The organism is Cryobacterium sp. TMT1-2-1 (genome assembly GCF_004403955.1).
In the GTDB taxonomy this organism is placed as follows: domain Bacteria; phylum Actinomycetota; class Actinomycetes; order Actinomycetales; family Microbacteriaceae; genus Cryobacterium; species Cryobacterium psychrotolerans.
This window is the reverse complement of the sequence record NZ_SOHC01000051.1, coordinates 1-24,126: the sequence shown is the minus strand read 5'-3', so window position 1 is coordinate 24,126 and position 24,126 is coordinate 1. Positions and strand designations below refer to the sequence as shown.

General features: G+C 69.5%; 21 protein-coding genes, 1 tRNA gene and 2 riboswitches. Of the genes, 18 read left to right on the top strand and 4 right to left on the bottom strand.

Annotated elements, in window-relative coordinates; genetic code table 11:
• Window positions 1–5: 5 nt before the first annotated feature.
• Complete coding sequence (gene cls, locus E3T33_RS09180; protein WP_092323464.1) at window positions 6–1,469, top strand: cardiolipin synthase; 1,464 nt, start codon at window positions 6–8, stop codon at window positions 1,467–1,469.
• 11 nt (window positions 1,470–1,480) lie between these two features.
• On the opposite strand, the gene E3T33_RS09175 is transcribed toward cls, so the two are convergent.
• Window positions 1,481–2,137 carry a hypothetical protein gene (locus E3T33_RS09175; RefSeq protein WP_134575184.1) on the bottom strand — a complete coding sequence of 219 codons (657 nt, stop codon included), beginning with the start codon at window positions 2,135–2,137 and terminating at the stop codon, window positions 1,481–1,483.
• Between E3T33_RS09175 and E3T33_RS09170 the strand changes: the two genes are divergently transcribed.
• From E3T33_RS09170 to E3T33_RS09150, 5 genes are all read left to right on the top strand, one after another.
• Window positions 2,130–2,774 carry a hypothetical protein gene (locus tag E3T33_RS09170; protein WP_134575183.1) on the top strand — a complete coding sequence of 215 codons (645 nt, stop codon included), beginning with the start codon at window positions 2,130–2,132 and terminating at the stop codon, window positions 2,772–2,774. The genes E3T33_RS09175 and E3T33_RS09170 overlap by 8 nt on opposite strands.
• A 160-nt stretch (window positions 2,775–2,934) precedes the next feature.
• Window positions 2,935–5,460 carry an ATP-dependent Clp protease ATP-binding subunit gene (locus E3T33_RS09165; RefSeq protein WP_092323461.1) on the top strand — a complete coding sequence of 842 codons (2,526 nt, stop codon included), beginning with the start codon at window positions 2,935–2,937 and terminating at the stop codon, window positions 5,458–5,460.
• A 177-nt stretch (window positions 5,461–5,637) separates the two neighbouring features.
• Entirely contained in the window at window positions 5,638–6,144 is a 507-nt protein-coding gene (locus E3T33_RS09160) for an amino-acid N-acetyltransferase (protein ID WP_241977154.1), read from the top strand.
• A 63-nt stretch (window positions 6,145–6,207) separates the two neighbouring features.
• Window positions 6,208–6,846 (top strand): hypothetical protein, encoded by a 639-nt coding sequence (locus tag E3T33_RS09155; RefSeq protein ID WP_134575181.1) that lies wholly within the window; start codon window positions 6,208–6,210, stop codon window positions 6,844–6,846.
• A gap of 88 nt (window positions 6,847–6,934) precedes the next feature.
• Entirely contained in the window at window positions 6,935–7,345 is a 411-nt protein-coding gene (locus E3T33_RS09150) for a dehydrogenase (RefSeq protein WP_241977143.1), read from the top strand.
• 56 nt (window positions 7,346–7,401) lie between these two features.
• On the opposite strand, the gene radA is transcribed toward E3T33_RS09150, so the two are convergent.
• Together radA and E3T33_RS09140 are read right to left on the bottom strand one after the other, a co-directional pair.
• On the bottom strand, window positions 7,402–8,763 hold the full coding sequence (radA, locus tag E3T33_RS09145) for a DNA repair protein RadA (RefSeq protein WP_092323455.1): 1,362 nt from the start codon (window positions 8,761–8,763) through the stop codon (window positions 7,402–7,404).
• 10 nt (window positions 8,764–8,773) lie between these two features.
• Window positions 8,774–9,580 (bottom strand): SGNH/GDSL hydrolase family protein, encoded by an 807-nt coding sequence (locus E3T33_RS09140; RefSeq protein WP_241982894.1) that lies wholly within the window; start codon window positions 9,578–9,580, stop codon window positions 8,774–8,776.
• 103 nt (window positions 9,581–9,683) lie between these two features.
• On the opposite strand from E3T33_RS09140, the gene E3T33_RS09135 reads away from it, so the two are divergent.
• The 4 genes from E3T33_RS09135 (at window position 9,684) to thiD (ending at window position 15,056) form a co-directional block, all read left to right on the top strand.
• Window positions 9,684–9,773, top strand: a tRNA-Ser gene (locus E3T33_RS09135).
• A gap of 391 nt (window positions 9,774–10,164) precedes the next feature.
• A riboswitch (TPP riboswitch) is annotated at window positions 10,165–10,269 on the top strand.
• A 96-nt stretch (window positions 10,270–10,365) separates the two neighbouring features.
• Entirely contained in the window at window positions 10,366–11,034 is a 669-nt protein-coding gene (locus E3T33_RS09130) for an ECF transporter S component (protein WP_092323452.1), read from the top strand.
• A gap of 55 nt (window positions 11,035–11,089) precedes the next feature.
• Window positions 11,090–13,405 carry an ATP-binding cassette domain-containing protein gene (locus tag E3T33_RS09125; protein WP_166784452.1) on the top strand — a complete coding sequence of 772 codons (2,316 nt, stop codon included), beginning with the start codon at window positions 11,090–11,092 and terminating at the stop codon, window positions 13,403–13,405.
• 37 nt (window positions 13,406–13,442) lie between these two features.
• Window positions 13,443–13,541, top strand: a riboswitch (TPP riboswitch).
• Window positions 13,533–15,056, top strand: coding sequence for a bifunctional hydroxymethylpyrimidine kinase/phosphomethylpyrimidine kinase (gene thiD, locus E3T33_RS09120; RefSeq protein WP_092323562.1), 1,524 nt, complete (start codon window positions 13,533–13,535; stop codon window positions 15,054–15,056). It overlaps the preceding riboswitch by 9 nt.
• 14 nt (window positions 15,057–15,070) lie before the next feature.
• Here the strand turns inward: thiD and thiE are convergent, their stop codons facing one another.
• Window positions 15,071–15,715, bottom strand: coding sequence for a thiamine phosphate synthase (gene thiE, locus E3T33_RS09115; RefSeq protein ID WP_241982893.1), 645 nt, complete (start codon window positions 15,713–15,715; stop codon window positions 15,071–15,073).
• Between the two features lie 70 nt (window positions 15,716–15,785).
• Here thiE and thiO point away from each other — a divergent pair, with 70 nt between their 5' ends.
• The 8 genes from thiO to E3T33_RS09075 form a co-directional block, all read left to right on the top strand.
• A complete protein-coding gene (gene thiO / locus E3T33_RS09110) occupies window positions 15,786–17,018 on the top strand; it encodes a glycine oxidase ThiO (protein ID WP_092323448.1) in 1,233 nt (410 codons plus the stop codon).
• Window positions 17,015–17,269 (top strand): sulfur carrier protein ThiS, encoded by a 255-nt coding sequence (thiS, locus tag E3T33_RS09105; RefSeq protein ID WP_092323446.1) that lies wholly within the window; start codon window positions 17,015–17,017, stop codon window positions 17,267–17,269. The genes thiO and thiS overlap by 4 nt, the downstream gene beginning before the upstream one ends.
• Before the next feature lie 2 nt (window positions 17,270–17,271).
• Window positions 17,272–18,063 (top strand): thiazole synthase, encoded by a 792-nt coding sequence (locus tag E3T33_RS09100; RefSeq protein WP_092323445.1) that lies wholly within the window; start codon window positions 17,272–17,274, stop codon window positions 18,061–18,063.
• A gap of 35 nt (window positions 18,064–18,098) precedes the next feature.
• Window positions 18,099–19,268: a molybdopterin-synthase adenylyltransferase MoeB gene (moeB, locus tag E3T33_RS09095; protein WP_092323443.1), complete on the top strand. Its 1,170-nt coding sequence runs from the start codon at window positions 18,099–18,101 to the stop codon at window positions 19,266–19,268.
• A 524-nt stretch (window positions 19,269–19,792) separates the two neighbouring features.
• Window positions 19,793–21,598: an acetate--CoA ligase gene (acsA, locus tag E3T33_RS09090; RefSeq protein ID WP_092323442.1), complete on the top strand. Its 1,806-nt coding sequence runs from the start codon at window positions 19,793–19,795 to the stop codon at window positions 21,596–21,598.
• Window positions 21,595–22,596, top strand: a complete 1,002-nt coding sequence (gene pdhA / locus E3T33_RS09085; protein WP_241982892.1) for a pyruvate dehydrogenase (acetyl-transferring) E1 component subunit alpha — start codon at window positions 21,595–21,597, stop codon at window positions 22,594–22,596. The genes acsA and pdhA overlap by 4 nt, the downstream gene beginning before the upstream one ends.
• A 13-nt stretch (window positions 22,597–22,609) precedes the next feature.
• Window positions 22,610–23,590, top strand: a complete 981-nt coding sequence (locus tag E3T33_RS09080) for an alpha-ketoacid dehydrogenase subunit beta (RefSeq protein WP_092323440.1) — start codon at window positions 22,610–22,612, stop codon at window positions 23,588–23,590.
• A partial coding sequence (locus tag E3T33_RS09075; protein ID WP_134575179.1) for a biotin/lipoyl-containing protein occupies window positions 23,583–24,126 on the top strand: 544 nt, incomplete at its 3' end. The genes E3T33_RS09080 and E3T33_RS09075, both read left to right, overlap by 8 nt.

Below are 24,126 nucleotides of genomic sequence, written 5' to 3'. Positions count from 1 at the left end.
CCCGCATGCCCGACATCAACGGCACGACAATCATCGTCGCGCTGGCCGTGCTCGTGGACTTCGTCATCCGCGTCATCGCCATCATCGTCGTGCCCCGCAATCGCCGGCCCACCTCGGGCATGGCCTGGCTGCTCGCCATCTTCTTCCTCCCCTACATCGGCATTCTGCTCTTCCTCCTGATCGGCTACCGCACCCTGCCCAGGCGGCGCCTGGCCATGCAGGCGGAAATCAACCAGTTCATCATCGACAGCACCGACGGCATGGAACTGGTGCGGCGCGACCATGTGTGGCCGACCTGGCTGGAATCCGTTGTCGAGCTGAACCGCAACCTGGGCGCCATGCCGCTCGTCGGAGACAACACCGCCCGGCTGCTCGGCGACTACGAGGCCACATTCGCCGCGATGGTCAGCGACATCGACAAGGCCCGCAAGTACGTCAACGTCGAGTTCTACATCCTCGCCCTCGATCCCACCACCGCGCCGTTCTTCGACTCGCTCAAGCGGGCCGTCGACCGGGGCGTCACCGTGCGCGTGCTGATGGACCACATCCAATCCAAGCGCCAGGTCGGCTACAAGGAAACCATCCGCTGGCTCACCGAGGCCGGTGTCGAATGGGAGCTGATGCTGCCGCTGCAGCCGCTCAAGGGGAAGTGGCAGCGGCCCGACCTGCGCAACCACCGCAAGCTGCTGATCGTGGACGGCACGGTCGGGTTCATGGGATCGCAGAACATCATCGACCGCACCTACAACGCGCCCCGGAACATCCGGCGCGGGCTCAAGTGGAAAGACCTGATGACCCGCCTCGAGGGGCCGATTGTCGCCGGGCTCAACGCGATCTTCATCACCGACTGGTACAGCGAAACGAACGACCTGCTGACCCGGGAAATCCACCCGGTGCGGCAGCAACCACTGTCCCAGGCGCTGGACTGCCAGCTCGTGCCCAGCGGGCCCGGCTTCGTGCGCGAGAACAACCTCCGGCTGTTCCTGGCCCTGCTCTACTACGCACAGGAACGCATCATCATCACCAGCCCGTACTTCGTGCCGGACGAGTCGATCATGTACGCGATCACGACGGCCACGCAGCGGGGCCTGCATGTCGAGCTGTTCGTCTCCGAGATCGGCGACCAGGCGCTCGTCCACCACGCCCAGCGCTCGTACTACGAGGAGTTGCTGCGCGCCGGAGTGCACGTCTACCTCTACAAGGCGCCCTACGTGCTGCACGCCAAGCACTTCACGATCGACGACGACGTCGCGGTGATCGGGTCCAGCAACATGGACATGCGATCGTTCAGCCTCAACTTCGAGATCTCGCTCATGGTGCGCGGCAAGTCGTTCGTTCAGGAAATGCGCTCCGTGGAAGACGGCTACCGGGCCGACAGCCGCGAACTCACCCTTGAGGAGTGGATGCGGCAGCCGCTGCGCTCCACCGTGCTCGACAATCTCGCCCGGCTGACCTCCGCCGTCCAGTAGCGGGCGGCCGCTCAGCCGCGGGCGTCGGGTGGGCCCGGGGTGAGGATCGGCTCCGCGGCCCCGGGGGCCGCCGTGACCGGCACGCCCGGCTCCACCGGCGGGCGCCGCAGCACCTCGAGCAGCAGGATGACAATCAGGGCCAGGACGGCGGTCCACAGGATGATGGCGGGCGTCAACGGCCGTACGAACAGCGCCACCGCGCCGGCCGCAAGCGCCACCGCGATCCGCACGTAACGGCTCGCCCGGTGCAGCCACTCGCCGAACGGACCGGTGCTCACCCCGCTGCTCTCCATCGAGGCGCGAATGCGCGCGGCCGTGCCCGTGGCGAACCGGCGCACGACGGCGCCCAGGAAGAGGATGCGACCGATCACGATGCCGGCGCGCAGGAGCACCATCGCGAGGGCGAGGCTGAGGCCGGCCCAGATCAAGGCCCGGGTCCGGCGCCGGGCGACGATGACGCCGGCCGCGAGGAGCAGGACGCTGGCCCAGGGGAGTACGAAGCCGAGGATGTTGAGGAGCTGGTAGGCCGCGCGTACCTGCACCAGCGCATCCGACTGGGCGATCGGAATGGTGCGGTCGACCTCGGGGATCCTCTCGGCCAGCGTGAAACCCTGCGCGACGAGTTGCTTCTTGACCGCGCCCAGGACGGGCGCCAGCTGGATGCCCATCGCCGGCCTCGCCGATCACCAGGGCAGCCGACTCGTCGCCTTGCAGGGCTGCCACGAGCTGGCTGGGGCTGACCCGCAGCGCCTCCTCCCAGACCCGCGCGAAGGCCTCGGGGGTGACGACCTTCTCGGCCGCCGTTCGGATGAGGGAGCGGACGCCCTCCACGGCAGGTTGCTCGAGCAGCCGGAGTGCGGCTTCGGCGCGGGGCGGAAGGTCGAGCGCCGAGAGCCCGTCGAAGAGGTCGGACGTGACCGTTTCGAAGTCCACCTGTCTTTCGATCGCAACGACGATCTCGTCGACGAGGAATGCCTGAAAGGCGGGGTCTTCGGCGAGCGGGGCGAGGGTCGCCACAAAGAGGGAGGTGTCCGTGACCTCCGCCTTCGTCCAGAACGCGACCACCGCGACGGGCGCGAGCAGGGCCCCCAGCGCAATCAGCAGAATGGCGAAGAACCCGCGAACCCTGCCCCGCGCTCGCGTGCGGGGCCGCGCCGCGAGCGCCCCGGATTCCACCTGGCCCCGCAGGCGGGCGTTCTCCGCGGTCAGGCGGGGGATCTCATGCTCGGGGTTCTCGGTGCGATTCATCGCAGCACTCTCGCGCTTGCCCCACGCTTCGTCGCGCCATTATTTGCGCGGGTATGACTACTCGCAAGGGCAGACGGGGCCCGCGGCCGACCGTGGCCTCGGCTCCGCGCGAGCGTCATCCGTCACGCCTAGGGCGAACAAGCGCCTGCAACCCAGTTTCGCTGGTTACTCTCGATGTATCGGCGCCACAACTGCCCCTGGCGCCAAGGGAGTAATCATGTTCGAGAGATTCACCGACCGAGCTCGTCGCGTCGTCGTTTTGGCCCAGGAAGAGGCCAAGATGCTCAACCACAACTACATCGGCACCGAGCACATCCTGCTCGGGCTGATCCACGAGGGTGAAGGCGTCGCCGCGAAGGCCCTCGAGAGCCTGGGCATTTCGCTCGACGCCGTGCGCGAGCAGGTGCAGGACATCATCGGCCAGGGCCAGCAGCAGCCGACCGGGCACATCCCGTTCACGCCGCGCGCCAAGAAGGTGCTCGAGCTCAGCCTCCGCGAGGCGCTGCAGCTCGGCCACAACTACATCGGCACCGAGCACATCCTGCTCGGCCTCATCCGCGAGGGCGAAGGCGTTGCCGCCCAGGTGCTGGTCAAACTCGGCGCCGACCTCAACCGGGTGCGCCAGCAGGTCATCCAGCTCCTCTCCGGCTACCAGGGCAAGGAGCAGGTGCAGGTGGGTGCCAACGAGCAGCCGGCCGGCGCCGCGGGCAGCCAGATCCTCGACCAGTTCGGCCGCAACCTCACCCAGTCCGCACGCGACAACAAGCTCGACCCGGTCATCGGACGCGAGAAGGAAATCGAGCGGGTCATGCAGATCCTCTCCCGTCGCACGAAGAACAACCCCGTGCTGATCGGTGAACCCGGCGTCGGCAAGACAGCCGTGGTCGAGGGCCTCGCCCAGGCCATCGTCAAGGGCGATGTCCCGGAGACGCTGAAGGACAAGCAGCTCTACTCGCTCGACCTCGGTTCGCTCATCGCCGGCAGCCGCTACCGCGGTGACTTCGAGGAGCGCCTGAAGAAGGTCACCAAGGAGATCCGCACCCGCGGCGACATCATCGTCTTCATCGACGAGATCCACACCCTCGTCGGTGCGGGAGCCGCCGAGGGCGCGATCGACGCGGCCTCCATCCTCAAGCCGCTGCTCGCCCGCGGTGAGTTGCAGACCATCGGCGCGACCACGCTCGATGAGTACCGCAAGCACTTCGAGAAGGATGCCGCCCTCGAGCGTCGCTTCCAGCCGATCCAGGTCAACGAGCCGTCGTTGCCGCACACGATCAATATCCTCAAGGGGCTGCGCGACCGGTACGAGGCGCACCACAAGGTGTCCATCACCGACGGAGCCCTCGTGGCCGCGGCGAACCTCGCCGACCGCTACGTCTCCGACCGCTTCCTGCCGGACAAGGCCATCGACCTGATCGACGAGGCCGGCGCACGCCTCCGCCTCTCGATCCTGTCGAGCCCGCCCGAGCTGCGCGAATTCGACGAGAAGATCGCCGTGGTCCGTGCCGCCAAGGAAACCGCCATCGAGGAACAGGACTTCGAGAAGGCCGCAAGCCTGCGCGACGAGGAGAAAAACCTCCTCGGCGAGCGTCTGCGCCTCGAGAAGAAGTGGAAGTCGGGCGACGTCAAGACGACCGCGGTCGTCGACGAGGGCCTGATCGCCGAGGTTCTCGCGCAGGCCACCGGCATCCCGGTCTTCAAGCTCACCGAGGAAGAGTCCTCGCGGCTCGTCTTCATGGAGAAGGCCCTGCACCAGCGCGTCATCGGCCAGGAGGAAGCCATCTCGGCCCTCGCCAAGACGATCCGTCGCACCCGTGCCGGGCTCAAGGACCCGAAGCGCCCGAGCGGTTCGTTCATCTTCGCCGGCCCCACCGGCGTCGGCAAGACCGAGCTGGCCAAGGCGCTCGCCGAGTTCCTGTTCGACGACGAGGCCGCCATGATCTCGCTCGACATGAGCGAGTACGGCGAGAAGCACACCGTCTCCCGGCTGTTCGGTGCCCCTCCCGGGTTCGTCGGTTTCGAAGAGGGCGGCCAGCTCACCGAGAAGGTGCGCCGCAAGCCGTTCAGCGTGGTGCTGTTCGACGAGATCGAGAAGGCACACCCCGACATCTTCAACTCGCTCCTCCAGATCCTGGAAGAGGGCCGGCTGACGGATGGCCAGGGTCGCGTCGTCGACTTCAAGAACACCGTGATCATCATGACGACCAACCTCGGCACGAAGGACATCAGCGGCGGACCCGTCGGTTTCCAGCTCGAGGGCGACACCTCGACGGGCTACGACCGGATGGCCGGCAAGGTGAAGGAAGAGCTGAAGAAGAACTTCAAGCCCGAGTTCCTCAACCGCGTCGACGAGATCATCGTCTTCCCTCAGCTGTCCAAGCCGGAACTGCTGCAGATCGTGGACCTGTTCATCAAGCGCCTGAGCGACCGCCTGCTCGACCGCGACATGACCGTCGAGCTCACCCTCCCTGCCAAGGAGCGGCTGATCGAGGTCGGCTTCGACCCCGCGCTCGGCGCCCGGCCGCTGCGCCGCGCGGTGCAGCACGAAATCGAGGACCGCTTGTCGGAGAAAATCCTGCAGGGCGAGCTCAATGCGGGCGACCACGTGCACGTGGACTTCCAGGCCGGCGAGTTCGTCTTCACGACGACCGTGCGCGAGTCGGCCGTCGGGATCGGCGTCAACGCGACCGCCAGCATCGGCACCGGGTCGGGCACACCCGACCTCGCGGTGACCAGCGAGTAGTCCGGCACCCGGGGCAACTCACGGGAAGGGGCCCGGCGGAGCAATCCGCGGGCCCCTTCGGCTTTCGTCATGAGGGCGGGGGAGCGGAGCGGAATCCGTAGACTGGACGTTCCGGGTGAGAACGACGAGAGAGGGCCGAGCGTGCCAGCGCAGGACCACGCAGGGCAGGACCACGCAGTGCAGGGCTACTCGGTGCGCCGGGCGCGCACCAGTGATGTGCCGCGCATCCAGGCGCTCGTCGAGCCGCTCATCCAGGAGGGCATCCTGCTCGGTAAAGACCGGGTCGTCTTCTACGAAGCCGTCCAGGAATTCCGGGTGGCCGAGGACGCCGAGGGGCGCCTGATCGGCTGCGGCGCCCTGCACGTGATGTGGGAGGACCTCGCCGAGGTGCGCACCCTGGCCGTGTCGGCGGACTGGCTCGGCCACGGCGTCGGCCACGCGCTGCTGGACCGCCTCGAGGCGGATGCCCGCGAACTCGGCCTGAGCCGTCTGTTCTGCCTGACCTTCGAGGTGCCGTTCTTCAGCCGGCACGGTTTCGTCGACATGGGCTCCGAGACCGTCGATCCCGCCGTGTACGCCGAACTCGTGCGATCACACGATGAGGGCGTCGCGGAATTCCTCGACCTCGCGCGGGTCAAGCCGAACACGCTCGGCAACACCCGCATGGTCAAGCGTCTGGCCTGAACCATTCCGCCGACACGCACGCCATTACCGGGCAGCGGCGCGACGGCTCGTTAACCTTGGGGCATGTCGACGACAAAGAACTCCGGTGGTCGCCAGTCCAGCACCGTGTACCGGCGCCGCCGCCTCATGGTGGGGCTGGGCCTGCTGGCCGTGCTCGTCATCATCGTCCTCATCATCGTGAAGCCCGGTTCCAGCCGCGGCGAACCGGTCGACCCCACGCCGCCGGCCGCGTCCGCTTCCGCCCCCGCGACGGATGCCGCGCCGAAGCCGACCCCGGAACCCGCGGTCGCGGGCGCCCCCTGCGTTGCCGCCCATGTGCAGGTCGAAGCGATTACCGATGCGGTCAAGTATGAGCCGGGCAAGTTGCCCCAGCTCTCCCTGAGTGTCACCAACACCGGCGACACCTCCTGCACCATCAACGCCGGAACCTCCAAGCAGGTCTTCACGATCTCGAGCGGCAAGGACGTTTACTGGACATCCACCGACTGCCAGCAGGACTCGGCCGACCAGGCGGTCCTGCTCGAGCCCGGCGACCCGATCAGTTCGACCACGCCTGTCGCCTGGCAGCGTGTGCGCTCGGCGAAGGACACCTGCGACGCGGCCACCCGCGACGCGGCGCCGGCCGGTGGTGCGTCGTACCACCTGCGGGTCAGCGTCGACGGAATCGAATCCGAGACGCCGAAGCAGTTCCTGCTGTACTGAGGTCCGTGCCGCTGCACCGAGCGATCGTTCGCTCACGGCAGGTGCTTTCGCTTGGACCTGCAGCGGCGCCGGCTGGTTGAATGGATTGGTGACCGAACCCACTCCTCCCACCCGTTCCGAGCCCCTCGCCGCGGCCCTCGCCGCGCAGGACGTCGTCGCCGTGGCCTACGCCCTGCGCAACGACGTGATCATCGTTCCGCAACTCGTCGTCAACGGTCGGGCCGAGCAGGTTCGGGTCTTCGGCCGCGAAGGCTCGGACAAGCGGATGCTGCTGCTCTTCTCGTCGACCGAGAACTACGCCCGGATGCTGCCGGACGACCCCGACCCTCGGGTCATGGTCGGCGACGCGCAGTGGCTGCGCGAGTTCCTCACCGTGCACGAGCAAACGCTGGAAATGGTGTTCTTCGACATCGCCGGTCCGCATGTGATGCAGGCCGCCCCGGCGGACCTGATGCGGGCGCTCGGACCGCTCCCCGCGGAGGGCGAGGGCGGGGAATAATCGCCCCCACGGGTAGGCGGGGCGGTGCCGCTCGCATCCGTGCTGGCGGTGTCGGCCTAAAAGGCCCGGTCGAGCTCGGCCTCGCGGTCGGGCACGCCGGTGGCCAGCGCCTGGCTTACGGCGGTGGCGATCGATCCGCTCGCGACGTCGATGCGGGTCGTGAAGCCCAGTCGCACGCCCTCGCCGGCGCGCTGCGTCGCCGCGGAGACGGCGCGGATCTCGCCGGCCAGGCTGATCTCCCCGAACGCGGCCACGGTGTGTGCGATCGGACGGTCCCGCACCGCCGACGCGATGGCCAGGGCGATCGCCAGGTCGGCGGCAGGCTCGGTGAGACGGATGCCGCCGACCGTCGACACGTAGACATCCATTCCGCCCAGTTGCAGGCCGGCGCGTTTCTCGAGCACGGCCAGGAGCATGGCCACCCGTGAAGGGTCGACGCCGTTCGTCACCCTGCGGGGGTTCGGAGCCTGGCTCGCCACGACGAGGGCCTGCACCTCGACGGGCATCGCCCGCCGACCCTCGAGGGCGACCGTGACGCAGGTGCCGGAGACCGGATCGGTGCCTCGGCTGAGGAAGAGCCCGCTCGGGTCGGGCACCTCGGCGATGCCGTCGCCGGTCATCTCGAAGCAGCCCACCTCGTCGGTGGGCCCGAACCGGTTCTTGAGCGCGCGCACGAACCGCAGCGCCGTCTGCCGGTCGCCCTCGAACTGGCAGACCACGTCGACCAGGTGTTCGAGCAGCCGCGGCCCCGCGATCGAGCCGTCCTTGGTCACATGGCCCACGAGCAGGATGGGCAGGTTGCGGTCCTTGGCCACGCGAATGAGGGTGGATGCCACCTCCCGCACCTGGCTGGGCATGCCCGCGAGGCCGTCGGAGAGCGAACTGGCGACCGTCTGCACCGAGTCGACGATGACGAGGTCGGGCTTCACCGCGTCGATCTGGCCGAGGATGGTGGCGAGGTCGGTCTCGGCGGCGATGTACAGCTCGGGCTGGAGCGCGCCGGTGCGTTCGGCCCGGAGGCGCACCTGGCTCACGGACTCCTCGGCGCTCACGTAGAGCACGCGGGACTTGGCGGCCGCCGCCTTCGACGCGACCTCGAGCAGGAGCGTGGACTTGCCGACGCCGGGCTCACCGCTCAGCAGGATCACCGAGCCGGGAACGATGCCGCCGCCGAGCACCCGGTCGAATTCGTTGATGCCGGTGGGCCAGTGCGCGACCGAGGTCGTGTCGACGTGCGTGATGGGCCGGGCGATGCCGTCGCCGGTTACCGTCGTCGGCTTGACAGAGCGGCCGATCCCGGCCTTTTCTGCGGCGTCGAGAACGGTGCCCCACTGCTGGCACTCGCCGCAGCGACCCGCCCATTTCGGGGTGGTCCAGCCGCACTCTGTGCAGCGGAAAGTCGAGAGGGGCTTGGCCATGCCAGCGAGCCTAGCCGGGGCCACCGACGCCGGGTTGCGCGTCGGCGCTGGCCTGGGGAATCCGACGCGCGATGTCGGCGCTGAGTTCGGGCAGGAACGCTTCGGCCCAGACCCGGTAGCCGCGGTCGTTGGGGTGGAAGAAGTCGTTCGCGAACTGGGTGGCGACGCTCCGCAGGCCCTGCCGTTTGGTCGTCGTGTGCAGCGGAACCACGCTCAGCCCGAACTCCGCCGCGACGCCGCGCAGGATGCCGTTGGCCTCGGCCACCTTGCGCTCGTTGTGGGGCAGGTGGAAGCACGGCAGGTCGGCGACGATCGCATGGGCGGGGAGGGCTGCGAAGATCTGCCGGATCCCGGTCTCGAAGAGCGTGGCATCCCACAGCGCGATGTCGTTTGCACCGATGGCGATCGTGACAACGTCGGGGTCGAGTTTCACGAAGCGCGGCAGCTGGTCGCGCACGGCCAGGTGCACGGTGGCGCCGGACACGCTGAGGTTGATCACCCGCACGGTGCGCTCGGTGCTCAGGCGGATGTGATCGGCCAGGATCCCGACGTACCCCCGGTTGGGCTTGCTCGCGCCGATGCCCTGCGCCGCGCTGTCACCGATGGCGACGTAGAGCAGCTCGCCCTTCTCCTTGGCGTGATCCCTCCACCACTGCGAGTGGATCGGCAGGGTCTCGTTCAGCACTGCCGCGTTCTCGGCCAGCCGGAGGCGGAACTTCTTGTAGTTGAACGTGGCGGCAGCACCGATTCCTGCCGCCGCAGCCACGGTGCCGGCGGTCAGGACGAGGGAGCGGAGTCGCTGGTTCAGGGATATCACCCGCCGAGAATACAACCCTGCTCTGGGCATCCGCTGATTGGCGGCTGGGCGCGTGCTCGCGCGGATTCGCGCCGGGACGTCCGACTCAACTACAATCGACCCCGGTACCGTGTCCGAGCGGCCGAAGGTGCAACTCTCGAAAAGTTGTGTGGGGGAGACTCCACCGTGGGTTCAAATCCCACCGGTACCGCCACGGGGGTTGTTCTTAGAACTGGTTGATTCTGTTCCAAGAACTCGTCCCAAAACGAATGGCCTCCGAGATTTCGGAGGCCATTTGTCGTTTCCGGATAGCGGGAGCGGATGATCTTCAAGCTTGTCCGCTGGCCCGCGTAAATTCCGCACCTTTTGCAGAACCGGGCTATAGCTTCAGCGGCCAGGGCTATCTCAGCCGGCTGAGGCCGGTCCGGCATCATCCCAGCCGGGGCTGTCCAGCGTCTCGCGGTTTGCCGGTGGACTTCCCCGCACGAGGTTGCTCGTTTTTCTGCGTACATCGACCACCGAGGGTGCGGCTGACTCGGGCACGTCACATAGTGAAATGCGCCGCACGGCCGGTCCCGTCGCGCGAGTGCCCATGTAACATCATCGGTGAACGACAGGGGAGCGCTTCACTGCGCTGAGAGTGCGGGAAGCCGCAGACCCTCGAACCTGCTCCGGTTAGCACCGGCGAAGGGAGTCGGGAAATCTCACGTGCCTTCGTGCCGTGCCCCGCCGGGCTTGCCCGGGCGAGCGCGGCCTGAGGGAACGTCCCCGCGGTATCCATCGGAATCCACGGGAACAGGAACAACATGACTACGCAAGACACGACGGTTCGGGACGCATCGTCGCCCGGTGCACCCAAGAGCACCATACTCGCCTCCGGCCGGCTGACCGCCTGGCGCGGGGTCGACCTGATCACCGCCGCCATGCTCGCCGTGGCGTTCGGTGTCGCCTTCTGGGGATTCGACACGTTCATCTACCCGCTGCTCAGCGTCGTGACCGTCGGCTTTCCCCCGGCGGGTGAGCTCTCGCTCGGCGTCTGGCTGATCCCTGCCGTCGTCGGCGGACTGGTCATCCGGCGCCCAGGCGCCGCGCTCTTCACCGAGCTCGTCGCGGCCAATGTCGAGCTATTGCTGGGCAACGGGTGGGGAGTCGCCGTGCTCCTGTCCGGACTGCTGCAGGGCCTCGGCGTCGAGCTGGTGCTCGCCCTGGTTCGCTGGCGGCGCTTTGGCGCCGCAACGGCCGTGCTCGGCGGCGTCGCCGCCGCGATCCTGGAAATCGTCGGCTACGAATGGTGGGCGTACACGGCCGATTACTCCCCGGCATGGAAGCTCGCCTACCTCGCCTGCGGTGTCGCGTCCGGCGCCCTGATCGCGGGCCTCGGCGGCCTGGCACTCGTGCGGGCGCTCGCCCGCTCCGGTGCCCTCAATGCCTTCCCTGCCGGCCAGGAATTCCGTGAGTCCCGCGCGACCCGCTGACCGGCCCGCGCCCGCCGCTCCGCCGCACCGCCCGCCGCGCGCGCGCGGAGCGCGGGTGGAGGTGCACGAGCTGACCTGGCGCCCGTTCGGGCGTGCAACGCCGGTCCTGCACGACGTGACCCTGCAGATCGAGGAGGGGCAGCGCATCCTGCTGGCCGGACCGAGCGGCTCCGGTAAGTCGACCCTGCTGCGCGCGCTGGCCGGCGTGCTCACCACGACGGATGCCGGCGACCTCGCCGGATCGATCGGCGTCGACGGCCGGGACCCGCACCTGCATGGCGCCCCGGCCGGGCTGCTCGTGCAGGACCCGGCGGACGCGATGGTCGCCCCTCGAGTGGGACGCGAGGTGGCCTTCGGCCCGGAGAACGCCGGCCTGCCCCTGGAGCAGATCTGGACCGCGGTGCAGCAGGCGCTGGACGCGGTCGGGTTCCCCTATGGCCCGGACCATCCGGTGGACGCGGTGTCCGGCGGCGAGGCGCAACGCCTCGCGCTCGCCGGCGTGCTCGCACTGGCCCCCCGGCTCGTGCTGCTCGACGAACCCACCTCGATGCTCGACCGCTCGGCCGCGGACACGGTGCGCGCGGCGATCTGGGTGGCGGGCCGCGCCTCGGGCGCCACGATGGTGCTGGTCGAACACCAACTCGACCCCTGGCTCGACGAGGTCGACCGGGTGATCATCCTGGACGCCGACGGAAGAATCAGCGCAGACGGCACCGTTGCGGAGACGCTGCTGGAGCGCGGCGCGGCGCCGGCATTGCAGGGTGTCTGGGCTCCGGGCCTCCCGGCCCCGGTTCCCCGCGGGTTGCCTCCGGAGTTGTGCCTTCCGGCTTTGCCGGGCGGGCCGGTCGGTTCGGTTGTGATCCGGGCGGATGCCGTCGGCGTGGTCCGCCGTCCGCGCGCCGGGCTTGCGTCGCCCGGGGGCCAGGCCGTGCCTGCCTCGGTGCAGGCGCTCTCGCGCGTCGACGCCAGCGTTCGTTCCGGCGAGGTCCTGGCAATCGTCGGCGTCAGCGGAGCAGGCAAGTCGACGCTCACTGCGCTGCTGGCCGGCCTCGAGCTGCCCACCTCCGGGACGGTGAGCGCGGGACGGGAGCTGGCCGCCGGCGTCGGCCCGCACCCGGCCCGGTGGTCGTCCACGGACCTCGCACGTCGTGTCGGCTGGGTGCCGCAACATGCCGAACTCGCCGTGGTCGCCCGCACGGTCCTGAATGATGTGCTGAGCACGAGCCGGGCGCTCGGCCTGGACGAAAAGGCGTCCACGCAGCGAGCCGACGGCCTGATCGAGGCGCTCGGCCTGTCGGCGCTGCGGGACGCCGACCCGCACGAGCTCTCCGGTGGCGAGCTCCGGCGGCTTGCGCTCGCCGGAGCGCTCGCCCACGGGCCGTCGGTGCTGGTGCTCGACGAGCCGACGGTCGGGCAGGACCGTGACACCTGGGCTGCCGTGACCGGGCTGATCCTGTCCGCCCGGGCCGCCGGCGTCGCCGTCGTCGTCGCCACCCACGATCCTCTGCTCATCGCACTGGCCGACCGAAGGATCCACCTCGAGCACGGCAGGGGGGCGTTGACGGATGCCGCGGCGACGCCGGTCGGGGCATCCGCCGTGGCCGAGGGCAGCGGCGACGCGGACACACCGGCACCTGTGCCCCGCCGCCGGCCCCGCCCCACCGGCCTCGCGAGACGCTGTGGGCCGTTGTCGCTGCTCGGGTCATCCCTGTTGCTGATCGTCGGCGGGCTGGCCATCACCGATGTCCGTGTGGCCGCGGCGTGCGTCGCGGTCGAGTTGCTCCTGGCTCCGCTGGTCTTCGGCTGGGCTCGTCCGTCCGTCCGGCTGATCCCCGGGTTGCTCGCCGTCGCATCCGTGGGGTTCTCGAATTGGCTGCTCAGCACGGGACAGGACCCGCTGGCGGGCGTCACGGCCGGCCTGCGGGTGGCCTTCTTCGTGCTGCCCGGAGTTCTGCTCGCGGGCTCCGCGGATCCGTTCGCGCTCGGTGACCACCTCGCCCAGCGACTCCGGCTGCCCGCGCGACCCGTTGTCGCGGCCGTCGCCGCGCTGCAACGCTTCGAGGGCCTGGGCCGGCAGTGGGACCAGCTGCGCCGCATCCGGCGGGTGCGGGGACTGGACGCCGGGCGTGGACCGAGCACCAGGAGCCGGCAAGCGGCGGCCATGACCTTCGCCCTGCTGGTGCAGTCGCTGCGCCAGGCGGGCCGGATGGCCGTGGCAATGGAGGCGCGCGGCTTCTCGGCCGGCCGCAGCGCAGGCGTCCGCCGGACCTGGGCCGAGCCCGCACCCTGGCTGCCGGCTGACTCCGCTCTGCTCGCCCTGGGGCTCATCGTGGCCGGCACGCCGATCCTGCTCCAGGCCGCGTGGCCGTAATCCGCGCCGCTCCCGGGGAACGGTCTTGTAGGCTTTCCAGATTGACACGGGGTGCTCCGCCGGATGCGGGAGCTGAGATGAAACCCGTTGAACCTGTCTAGTTAGCACTAGCGAAGGGATGTCGCAGATGAACACGCACGTCGCCCCAGGCCTCGAGTTGAGAGTCACGCCGAGGGTGCTGAGCATCGCCGGGACCGATCCGACGGGCGGCGCGGGCATCCAGGCCGACCTGAAGAGCATCGCCGCGAACGGAGGCTACGGGATGGCCGTGGTCACCGCCCTCGTGGCGCAGAACACGTGCGGGGTACGCGCCGTGCACACTCCCCCGGTGGAGTTCCTCCGGCAACAGTTGGACGCGGTGAGCGAGGACGTGACGATCGATGCGGTCAAGATCGGGATGCTGGCAGACGTCGCAGTCATCCGGGAGGTGCGGTCCTGGCTGGAGGCCAACCGCCCACCGCTCGTCGTGCTCGACCCGGTCATGGTGGCCACCAGCGGCGACCGGCTGCTGGAGCCCTCCGCGGAGCAGGCCCTGCGGAACCTGGTGCCGCTCGTCGACCTGGTCACGCCCAACCTGCCGGAGCTGGCCGTGCTGCTGGGGGAGCCGCCGGCCGAAAACTGGTCGGAGGCGGTGGAGCAGGCCCGGCGCCTGTCGGCGGCGACCGGGGTCACTGTGCTGGTCAAGGGGGGACACCTCACCGGCGAGAGCTGCCCCGACGCCCTGGTCAACAGCCACGGGCTGTTGGCGGACACCGTGGTGGAGTTCGCCTTGCCCCGGGTGGAGACGAGCAACACGCACGGCACCGGCTGTTCGCTGTCCTCCGCCATGGCCACGGTGCAGGCGCGGACCGGGGACTGGGCCGACTCGCTGGCGCAGGTCAAGGCCTGGCTGCACGACGCCCTGGTGCACGCGGACGACCTGGAGGTCGGCGCAGGCAACGGGCCGATCCACCACTTCCACCGGCTCTTCGCCGGGAAGGCTCCGGTCGGGCAGGAATTCAGCCGGAGTCTCTGGCAGGACATCGAACCCACCCGGACGGCCATCTTCGACCTGCCGTTCATCGAGGCGCTCGGCGACGGGACCCTCGACGAAGCGGAGTTCTCCTACTACCTGGCGCAGGATGCGCTCTACCTGAACACCTACTCGCGCGTGCTTGCCCGGGCCAGCGCCCTGGCCCCGACCGAGTCCGCCCAGCTGTTCTGGGCCAACTCCGCCCGGGTGTGCCTGGAGGTTGAATCAGACCTGCACCGCACCTGGCTGGGCGCTGACACCGCGCCGCGGAAACTCGGCCCCGTCACCAAGGGCTACCTGGACCACCTGTTGGCCGCCAGCGTGCAGGGCAGCTATGCGGTCCTGGTGGCCGCGATCCTGCCGTGCTACTGGCTCTACGCGGACGTGGGCGACCGGCTCCATGCCCGGTTCCTTGCTCGCGGCGACGGCAGCGTGCACCCCTACGCGGCGTGGCTCGAGACCTACGCCGACGAGGGTTTCGCCGCGGCCACCCGGCAGGCCATCGCCTTCACCGACGAGGCGGCGGGCAACGCCTCCGCCCAGGAGCGAGCGGCCATGAGAACGGCGTTTGCCCAGTCCTCGCGGTGCGAGCTGGACTTCTTCGACGCGCCCCGGCTGCATGCGGGCGCCTCGTCATGAGAGCGGACGAGCGGCTAGCGCAGCGGGGGCAGGTGAGCGAGCAGCCGCTGCGCGGCATCCGTCGGGTCATCCGCCTCGGTGATCGCGCGAACCACGACGACGCGAGTCGCGCCGGCCACCACGACCTGCTCGATGTTGGTCAGGTCAATGCCGCCAATTGCGTACCAGGGCAGGTTGCTTCCCGTCGCTCTGATCCTCTCAGTCGCGTACCCGGCCAGCGCGGTCCCCACCGCGGCACGCCCCGGTTTCGTCGGCGTGGCCCAGACCGGACCGACACAGAAGTAGTCCAGCGCCTCGGCGGCCAGGGCGGCGTCGATCTGCTCCGGCGTGTGGCTGGAGAGGCCGATCGCGGCCGTCTCACCGAGCAGCTTGCGGGCGGAGGCCAGCGGCAGGTCCTTCTGCCCGATGTGGAACACCGGGGCCTCGACCAGGACTGCGATGTCGGCCCGGTCGTTGACGGCCCAGAGCTTCCCGTGACGCTCTGCGGTGTCACGGAGGATCTCGAGGAGCTCCAGTTCCTCCGCGGCCTCGATGGTTTTGTCCCTGAGCTGGATGATGTCCACACCCCCGGCGAAGGCGGCATCGAGGAACTCGGCGAAATCGCCGCGCGATTTCCGGGCGTCGGTGCACAGGTACAGCCGGGCGTGATCATGATCCATGTGACCCACCATAAAGGCGATTTCCGCGAGTCGGCCCCACTCCGGACCCAGACCGAAATGCACCGGGTTCATGGCTGAGCGCGCCGTGGACGTCGTCGTCATTGGCGCCGGCATCATCGGGCTGGGGATAGCCTGGACGGCCGCGCGATCCGGCCGCACCGTCACCGTCCTCGACCCCGCGCCCGCCACCGGGGCTACGTATGCCGCCGCAGGGATGCTGGCTCCCGTCAGCGAGCTGCATTATCAGGAGGAAGACCTGCTCGAGCTCACGCTGGCTTCCGCGGCGTTGTACCCGGCATTTGTCGAGTCCCTGGGTGTGGCCGCCGCTGACGCCGGCTACCGGACGACCAGGACCATCACCGTTGGCGCCGACGCGGCAGACCGGCGGTCGCTGGCCGACCTGCGCGAGGCGCAACTCAGGCACGGTCTGGCCGTGGAACCGCTGACCATCCGCGCAGCACGCGCCCAGGAACCCCTGCTCAGCCCGCAGCTGTCAAGCGCATTCAACACCCCGCAGGACCACCAGGTCGACCCCCGGCTGCTGGCGCACCGGCTGGAATCCGCCATTGGCCAGGCCGCGGCGGCGAACCACTGGACCCAGGAGGCGTTCCTCAGGCAGAACGCGGCCGGGCTCGTGCACGAGAATCCGGCTGATGCTTCCTCCCGCGTTGTCGGGGTCACCCTGGCGGACGGCTCCACGGTCACGGCGGGCGAGGTCATCGTTGCCAACGGCCTGGCCGCCGCCCGGCTGGGCGGGCTGCCGGATTGGCTGGCGCTGCCGCTGCGCCCGGTCTACGGCGAGATCCTCCGGCTGCGCGTCCCGGAGCATCTCCGCCCTCTCCTCACCGCCACCATCCGCGGCCTCGTTCGCGGCCTTCCCGTCTACCTCGTTCCGCGCTCCGACGGAACGGTCGTTCTCGGTGCCACCCAACGCGAAGACGGGTCAGCCGCGGTGTCTGCGGGAGGTGTGCACCAGTTGCTGCGGGATGCCCAGGTGCTGGTGCCGGCGGTGGCCGAACTGGAACTCATCGAGGTCACCGCCCGCGCCCGCCCGGGGACACCGGACAACGCGCCGCTGCTCGGACGGGTCGCCCGCGGCCCCGGGCGGGCAGCCGGCGACATTCCGGGCCTGGTCATCGCCACCGGATTCTTTCGCCACGGCGTTCTGCTCACCCCCATCGCGGCCGAGCATTGCCTGCACCTGCTCGACGGCACGGCGGACGCCAGATGGGCTCGTTTCCTCCCCGACCGTTTCTCAGCCCACCCCGTTCCCGCCGCCCAGCCAGAAGGAGTCCGCCCATGACTGAACCCCAACCCGCCGAGATCACCGTCAATGGCTCGGCCCGGATCCTGGCGAAGGGCGAGACCGTCACCGAACTGGTCGGCGAAATCACCGGCCGCCGGATCGCGGGGAACGGGCAGGCGACTGACGGGAAGCGACTCGGTGTCGCCGTCGCCCGGAACGCCGGCGTGGTGCCGAGAAGCCAGTGGGCCACAACCACACTCATGCCCGGCGACGACGTCGAGATCGTCACCGCGACGCAGGGAGGCTAGCCATGACGCTGACCACGCAACCGGGCCCAGATCCGCTGGTGATCGACGGCATCCCGTTGACCTCCCGCCTGATCATGGGCACAGGCGGCGCACCCAGCCTGGACGGGCTCGGCGCGGCCCTGCTGGCGTCCGGCACGGAGCTCACCACGGTGGCCATGCGCCGGCACAGCCCGGGCGCCGCCGGGTCTCTGTTCGAGCTGCTGGTCGAGCACGGAATCCGCGTTCTGCCCAACACCGCCGGCTGCTTCACCGCCAGGGAAGCGGTGCTGACGGCGGAACTGGCCAGGGAGGCCCTCGAAACCGACTGGGTGAAACTCGAGGTCATCGCCGACGAGCAGACGCTCCTCCCCGACGCCGTCGAGTTGGTGGATGCGACCGAACAGCTGGTGGCGCGCGGTTTCAAGGTGTTCGCGTACACGAACGACGACCCGGTGCTGGCGTTGAGGCTCGAGCACCTCGGCGCCGTCGCCGTGATGCCGCTCGGCGCGCCGATCGGCACGGGCCTCGGCATTCTCAACCCGCACAACATCGAGCTCATCGTTGCCCGCGCCGGAGTCCCGGTGGTGCTCGACGCCGGAATCGGCACCGCCTCTGACGCTGCGCTCGCCATGGAGCTGGGCTGCCACGCCGTGCTGCTGGCCACAGCCGTCACGCGCGCGCAGGACCCGGTCAGGATGGCCGACGCCTTCAGGCACGCCGTCATCGCAGGCCGGATGGCCTCGCAGGCCGGGCGCATCCCCAAACGGAAACATGCGCTGGCCTCGTCGGCGATGGACGGACGGCCGGACCTGTGAACGCTGCCACCACAGCATCCGCGCTCGCCGCGTCTATGTCGGCCGTGGCGCCGCTGGTCGAACCGGCCGCCGATCTCACCGTGGCGGAGACCGAACGCTACTCGCGGCACATCATCATCCCCGAGATCGGCGCCGTCGGCCAGCGCCGGCTGAGGAACTCGCGGGTGCTCGTGGTAGGCGCGGGCGGCCTGGGCTCGCCGGTGCTGCTCTACCTGGCGGCCGCCGGCGTCGGCACTCTCGGCATCATCGACGACGACATCGTCGACCTCAGCAACCTACAGCGCCAGGTGATCCACGGCGTCGCGGATGTCGGGCGGTCGAAACTGGAGTCGGCTCGCGACGCCGTTGCCGAGCTCAACCCGCTGGTGGCAGTGCGGCTTCACCACGCCCGGCTGGACAGCACGAACGCGCTGACGTTGTTCGCCGACTACGACCTGATCGTGGACGGTTCGGACACCTTCGCCACCAGGTATCTGGTCAATGACGCCGCGGCGATTCTGGGCAAACCGTATGTCTGGGGATCCGTTTCCCGCTTTGATGGGCAGGTCAGCGTTTTCTGGGCGAAGCACGGCCCCAGCTACCGCGACCTGTACCCGGAGGCTCCGCCGGCTGGATCGGTCCGGAGCTGCGGCGAGGGCGGGGTCTTCGGCATGCTGTGCGGCGTGGTCGGCGCGATGATGGTGTCGGAGGCGGTGAAACTGATCACCGGCGTAGGACGTACATTGCTCGGACGGGTTTTGCTCTTCAATGCGCTGGGCGCGTCTTGGCGCGAAATCACGGTCGCCAGGGACCCCGCCGGCGAACCGGTCACCGAACTCGTGGACTATGAGCTCTTCTGCGGAACATCCCACCGGCCGGACACGGATGCCAGCGCCGGTCTGTCTGTTCGCGAGCTGGCTGGCATGCTGGCCGCGCGAGGGCGCGGTGACTGCGACTTCGAGCTCATCGACGTGCGGGAGCCGGGGGAGCACGAGATCGTGCGCATCCCCGGGTCGCGGCTCATCCCTGTGGCTCTCATCCTCGGCGGGGGCGCCGTGTCGCAGGTACGGCTGGACCAGAACATCGTGCTGTACTGCAAGGCGGGAATCCGGTCGGCTGAGGCACTCTCTGAGCTGCGACGGCAGGGCTACAGCCGTATTCAGCATGTGCAGGGAGGCGTGTTGGCGTGGGCGAAGGAAATCGATCCGTCCCTGCCCCTGTACTAAGGCGTGACTACTGCGTTTCGAAGCCAGATGGTGACGGTGTCGAGGACGTCGTCGGTTAGTGAGGGCAATGCTGCTGCCAGTGATTTCGCTGCTCGCATACTCAGCGCATGCGGGGAAGGGTCGGCCCCTGCCCTCGTCGGTGACCTTCTGGGTACTCGGGAGGGTGGCAGTTCTCGATCTTGAAGGCGGTCGGATTCCGTTCCTTGAGTCGGTAGAGCGGAATGCGCACTTCAACGCCGTCTGAGGACTTCGTGAAGCGAGTCCAGGTCGATGCCGAGGGCTGCGATCTCAGGCGGAGGATTTTCTCGTTCCCTGGCGCGCGGCGGCCGGGGCAAAAAAAAAGGAGGCAGGGCGACAACCCGAATGTCACCCTGCCTCAGCTCCGGTTACGAAGAACCGGGGAGCTTTCGTAGCTAATACTGCAGGTGCGGAGCCGAATCCGAAAGTCATCATTTCGGGGGACCCCGGAACGAGGGGGTCTCCGTGCCCTATGCCAGAGGCTCCGCCGGGAGTTTGATGTGGGCATGACGGCAGGAATCGAGTCGGCCACCCGCTGGCCCACAATCCACAAGGACATCGCCGGTTTTCCGGTGCAGCCGAATCTCGTCGACTACGACGCGACATGCGCTGCCTTCACCTGGGACTCGGCCCGGCGCGGGTTGTCCGGGCTGCCCGGCGGCCGGGGCCTCAACATCGCGTATGAGGCGGTGGACCGGCACGCGGCCGGCCCGCACGCCGCCCGCGATGCGCTGCGCTTCGTCCGGGCCGACGGCACGACCCGGGCGCTCACCTACGCGGATCTCTTCGAGCAGACCAACCGCTTCGCCAGCGTGCTGCGCGCACTCGGCGTCGAGCGGGGGGAGCGCGTCTTCTCGCTCCTCGGGCGCATCCCCGAGCTGTACGTGGCGATGCTCGGCACCCTGAAGAACGCGAGCGTCTTCTGCCCGCTCTTCTCCGCCTTCGGACCGGAGCCGGTGCGCCAGCGGCTGCACCTCGGCGCCGGCCGGGCGCTGATCACGACCCGGGCGCTCTATCGCAAGAAGGTCGCGCCGATCCGCGCCGAACTTCCCGAGCTGCTGCACGTGCTCCTCGTCGACGCCGACGGCGCCCCGGAACCGGGCACCCTCGACCTGGCCGAGCTCATGCGCAACGCCCCGGAGTTCGGCGGGATCGCGACCACGCACCGCGAGGACATGGCACTGCTGCACTTCACGAGCGGCACGACCGGAACGCCCAAGGGAGCGATCCACGTGCACGACGCCGTGACCGCGCACTACGCCACCGGGCGCTTCGCGCTCGACCTGCACCCCGACGACATCTACTGGTGCACCGCCGACCCGGGCTGGGTCACCGGCACCTCCTACGGGCTGATCGCGCCGCTCGTGCACGGCGTGACCAGCATCGTCGACGAGGAGGAGCTGGACGCCGACCGGTGGTACCGCATCCTCGCCGAGCAGCGGGTCACGGTCTGGTACACGGCGCCGACGGCGCTGCGGATGCTGATGAAGGCCGGCGCCGACCGGGCCAGGGGCCACGACCTGTCCGCCCTCCGCTTCGTGGCCAGCGTGGGCGAGCCGCTCAACCCCGAGGTCGTGGTCTGGGGCCAGGAGGCGTTCGGCCAGCCGGTGCACGACAACTGGTGGCAGACCGAAACCGGCGGCATCATGATCTCGAACTACGCGGCCACCGAAATCCGGCCCGGCTCGATGGGACGGCCGCTGCCCGGCGTCGAGGCCGCGCTGGTCGCGCGCGACGAGCAGGGCAAGCCGGTGCTGCACAACATCACCGCCGTGCTGGTGACCGATCCGGATGTCGTGGGCGAGCTGGCCCTGCGCCCCGGCTGGCCGTCCATGTTCCGCGGCTACCTCAACGAGGAGGCGCGCTACCAGCGCTGTTTCGTCGGCGGCTGGTACCTCACCGGCGACCTCGCCAAGCGGGACGCCGACGGCTACTACTGGTTCGTCGGCCGCGGGGACGACGTGATCAAATCGTCGGGCCATCTCATCGGACCGTTCGAGGTGGAGAGTTCGCTGATGGAGCACGAGGCCGTGGCCGAGGCCGGCGTGATCGGAGTCCCCGACCCCGTCGCCGGCGAGATCGTCAAGGCCTTCGTCGAGCTGCACGCGGGGTTCGAACCCACGGACGCGCTGCGCCTGGAGATCATCGGCTTCGCCCGCAAGCGGCTCGGCCCCGCCGTGGCGCCGCGCCTGCTCGAGTTCGCCGAGTCGCTGCCTCGCACCCGCAGCGGCAAGATCCTTCGCCGGCTGCTGAAGGCCCGCGAACTCGGCCTGCCCGAGGGGGACACGTCGACGGTGGAGGTGCCGCGGTGACCGGCAAGGCGGCCGAGGCGCCGCACTTCGCCGACCCGGGGCACGTCCGTCATCTGCTCCACCAGATGCTCCGGGTGAGGCGGCTGGAAGAGAAGTGTGTGGAGCTCTACAGCGAAGCGAAGATCCGCGGGTTCCTGCACGTGTACATCGGCGAGGAAGCGGTCGCGACCGGCGTGATGGCGACCCTGCAACCGGACGACGCCGTGCTGGCGACCTACCGCGAGCACGGCCATGCGCTCCTCAAGGGCGTTTCCGCCGGTGCGATCCTGGCCGAGATGTACGGCAAGGCCGAGGGGTGCTGCCGCGGGCGCGGCGGGTCGATGCACCTGTTCGACGCGGCCACTCGGTTCTACGGCGGCAACGCCATCGTGGCCGGCGGCCTGCCCCTCGCGGTCGGCCTGGCCCTGGCCGACAAGATGGCGGGGCGCTCGCGGGTCACCGCATGCTTCTTCGGCGAAGGCGCCGTCGCCGAGGGGGAGTTCCACGAGAGCCTCAACCTCGCCGCGCTCTGGCAGCTGCCGGTGCTGTTCTGCTGCGAGAACAACCTCTACGCCATGGGCACCGCGCTGAATCGCTCGGAGTCGCAGACCGACATCGCCCTGAAGGCGGCCGCCTACGAAATCCCGGCCTGGGCCGTGGACGGGATGGACGTGCTCGCCGTGGAGGAGGCCGCGCGCCGGGCGACGGACGCCGTGCGCGCCGGAGGAGGACCGCATTTCCTCGAACTGCGCACCTACCGTTTCCGGGCGCACTCGATGTTCGATCCCGAGCGGTACCGGGAGAAGGCCGAGGTCGCCCAGTGGCTCGAGCGTGACCCGATCGACCACCTCCGGACGGCCCTCGAGGCCGCCGGCCAGCTCCGCAAGAAGGATTGGGACGCCATGCAGCGGGAGGTGGACGCGGAGGTGCAGGCGGCCGTGGATTTCGCCGAGGCGGGCACCCCGGAATCCGTCGACGAGCTCACCCGCTTCGTCTACAGCGAACGGGGCGCACCATGAACGGGGTGCTGCCATGAAGACGACCTACCGTGAGGCGATGCGCGCCGCCATGCGCGACGCGATGCAGCGTGACGACCGGGTGTTCCTGATGGGCGAAGACGTCGGCGAATACGGCGGATGCTTCGCGGTGAGCCTCGGGCTGCTGGAGGAGTTCGGACCCGAGCGGATCCGCGACACCCCGCTCTCGGAGGCCGGCTTCGTCGGGGCCGGGATCGGCGCGGCCCTCGGCGGGATGCGCCCGATCGTCGAGATCATGACCGTCAACTTCAGCCTGCTCGCGCTGGACCAGATCATGAACAACGCGGCGACCCTCTCGCACATGTCGGGCGGGCAATTCAGCGTGCCGGTCGTCATCCGGATGACCACGGGCGCCGGCCGCCAGCTCGCCGCCCAGCACTCGCACAGCCTCGAGGGCTGGTACGCGCACATCCCCGGGCTGCGCATCCTCACCCCGGCGACCCTCGCGGATGCCCGCGGGATGCTCTGGACGGCGCTCGAGGATCCCGACCCGGTGCTGATCTTCGAGCACGGCTCGCTCTACAACATGGCCGGCGACCTCGACGATGACGCCGGCGCGGTGGACATCCAGACCGCCGCCGTGCGCCGAACGGGCGCCGACGTGTCCCTGATCACCTACGGCGGAACGCTGCAGACCACCCTCGACGCCGCGGATCAGCTGGCGGAGGAGGGCATCGACGCCGAGGTGCTGGACCTCCGCACCCTGCGTCCGCTCGACGACGCGGCGATCCTTGCCACCGTGGCAAAAACGCACCGCGCCGTCGTGGTCGACGAGGGCTGGCGCAGCGGCAGCATCTCCGCCGAGATCAGCGCCCGGATCACCGAGGCCGCGTTCTTCGACTTGGACGCCCCGGTGGGCCGGGTCTGCAGCGCCGAGGTGCCGACGCCCTACGCCAGGCACCTCGAGCTGGCCGCGGTGCCCTCGGTGGAGCGAGTCGTCGCGGCGGCACGGCAGGCGGTGGGGGCGCATGGGTGACTTCCGGATGCCCTCACTCGGCTCGGACATGGAGAGCGGCAAGATCATCGAATGGCTGGTCAAGCCGGGCGACTACGTGCACCGCGGCGACATCGTCGCCGTCGTCGACACCCAGAAGACCGTGATGGACGTGGAGACCTTCGAGGAGGGCGTGGTCGCCGACCTGCTCGTCGAGGTCGGCACTACGGTTCCGATCGGCACCCCGCTGGCGCGGATCACGGGCACCCCCGCCGAGGGTGCCGAACCGGCCCGGCCGGCACCCCGGGCGCGGGCGGAGAAGCCCGCCGAGAAAGCCGCCGAGAAGCTCGCCAGAAAGCCCGAGAAGCCGCCCGCCGAGAAGCCGCCCGCGAAGGAGCCGGCACTCGGCTTCGTCTCTCCTCCGGTGCGCCACCTCGCGCGCCAGCTCGGCGTCGATACGGCCCGGCTCCGCGGCACCGGCAAGCACGGCGCGATCACCCACGCCGACGTCGAGCGCGCCGCGGCGGAGCATGGGCCCGAAGCGGCCCGGGCCCAGGCCGCCCCGGCCCCGCCCGCAG

Excerpts from the sequence above, each read along its gene's own strand:
- cls (WP_092323464.1), top strand. The coding sequence starts at position 6 with ATGCCCGACATCAACGGCACGACAATCATCGTCGCGCTGGCCGTGCTC.
- E3T33_RS09170 (WP_134575183.1), top strand. The coding sequence starts at position 2,130 with ATGCCCATCGCCGGCCTCGCCGATCACCAGGGCAGCCGACTCGTCGCC.
- E3T33_RS09175 (WP_134575184.1), bottom strand. The coding sequence starts at position 2,137 with ATGGGCATCCAGCTGGCGCCCGTCCTGGGCGCGGTCAAGAAGCAACTC.
- E3T33_RS09165 (WP_092323461.1), top strand. The coding sequence starts at position 2,935 with ATGTTCGAGAGATTCACCGACCGAGCTCGTCGCGTCGTCGTTTTGGCC.
- E3T33_RS09155 (WP_134575181.1), top strand. The coding sequence starts at position 6,208 with ATGTCGACGACAAAGAACTCCGGTGGTCGCCAGTCCAGCACCGTGTAC.
- radA (WP_092323455.1), bottom strand. The coding sequence starts at position 8,763 with ATGGCCAAGCCCCTCTCGACTTTCCGCTGCACAGAGTGCGGCTGGACC.
- E3T33_RS09130 (WP_092323452.1), top strand. The coding sequence starts at position 10,366 with ATGACTACGCAAGACACGACGGTTCGGGACGCATCGTCGCCCGGTGCA.
- thiD (WP_092323562.1), top strand. The coding sequence starts at position 13,533 with ATGAACACGCACGTCGCCCCAGGCCTCGAGTTGAGAGTCACGCCGAGG.
- thiE (WP_241982893.1), bottom strand. The coding sequence starts at position 15,715 with ATGGATCATGATCACGCCCGGCTGTACCTGTGCACCGACGCCCGGAAA.
- thiO (WP_092323448.1), top strand. The coding sequence starts at position 15,786 with ATGGCTGAGCGCGCCGTGGACGTCGTCGTCATTGGCGCCGGCATCATC.
- thiS (WP_092323446.1), top strand. The coding sequence starts at position 17,015 with ATGACTGAACCCCAACCCGCCGAGATCACCGTCAATGGCTCGGCCCGG.
- E3T33_RS09100 (WP_092323445.1), top strand. The coding sequence starts at position 17,272 with ATGACGCTGACCACGCAACCGGGCCCAGATCCGCTGGTGATCGACGGC.
- moeB (WP_092323443.1), top strand. The coding sequence starts at position 18,099 with ATGTCGGCCGTGGCGCCGCTGGTCGAACCGGCCGCCGATCTCACCGTG.
- acsA (WP_092323442.1), top strand. The coding sequence starts at position 19,793 with ATGACGGCAGGAATCGAGTCGGCCACCCGCTGGCCCACAATCCACAAG.
- E3T33_RS09080 (WP_092323440.1), top strand. The coding sequence starts at position 22,610 with ATGAAGACGACCTACCGTGAGGCGATGCGCGCCGCCATGCGCGACGCG.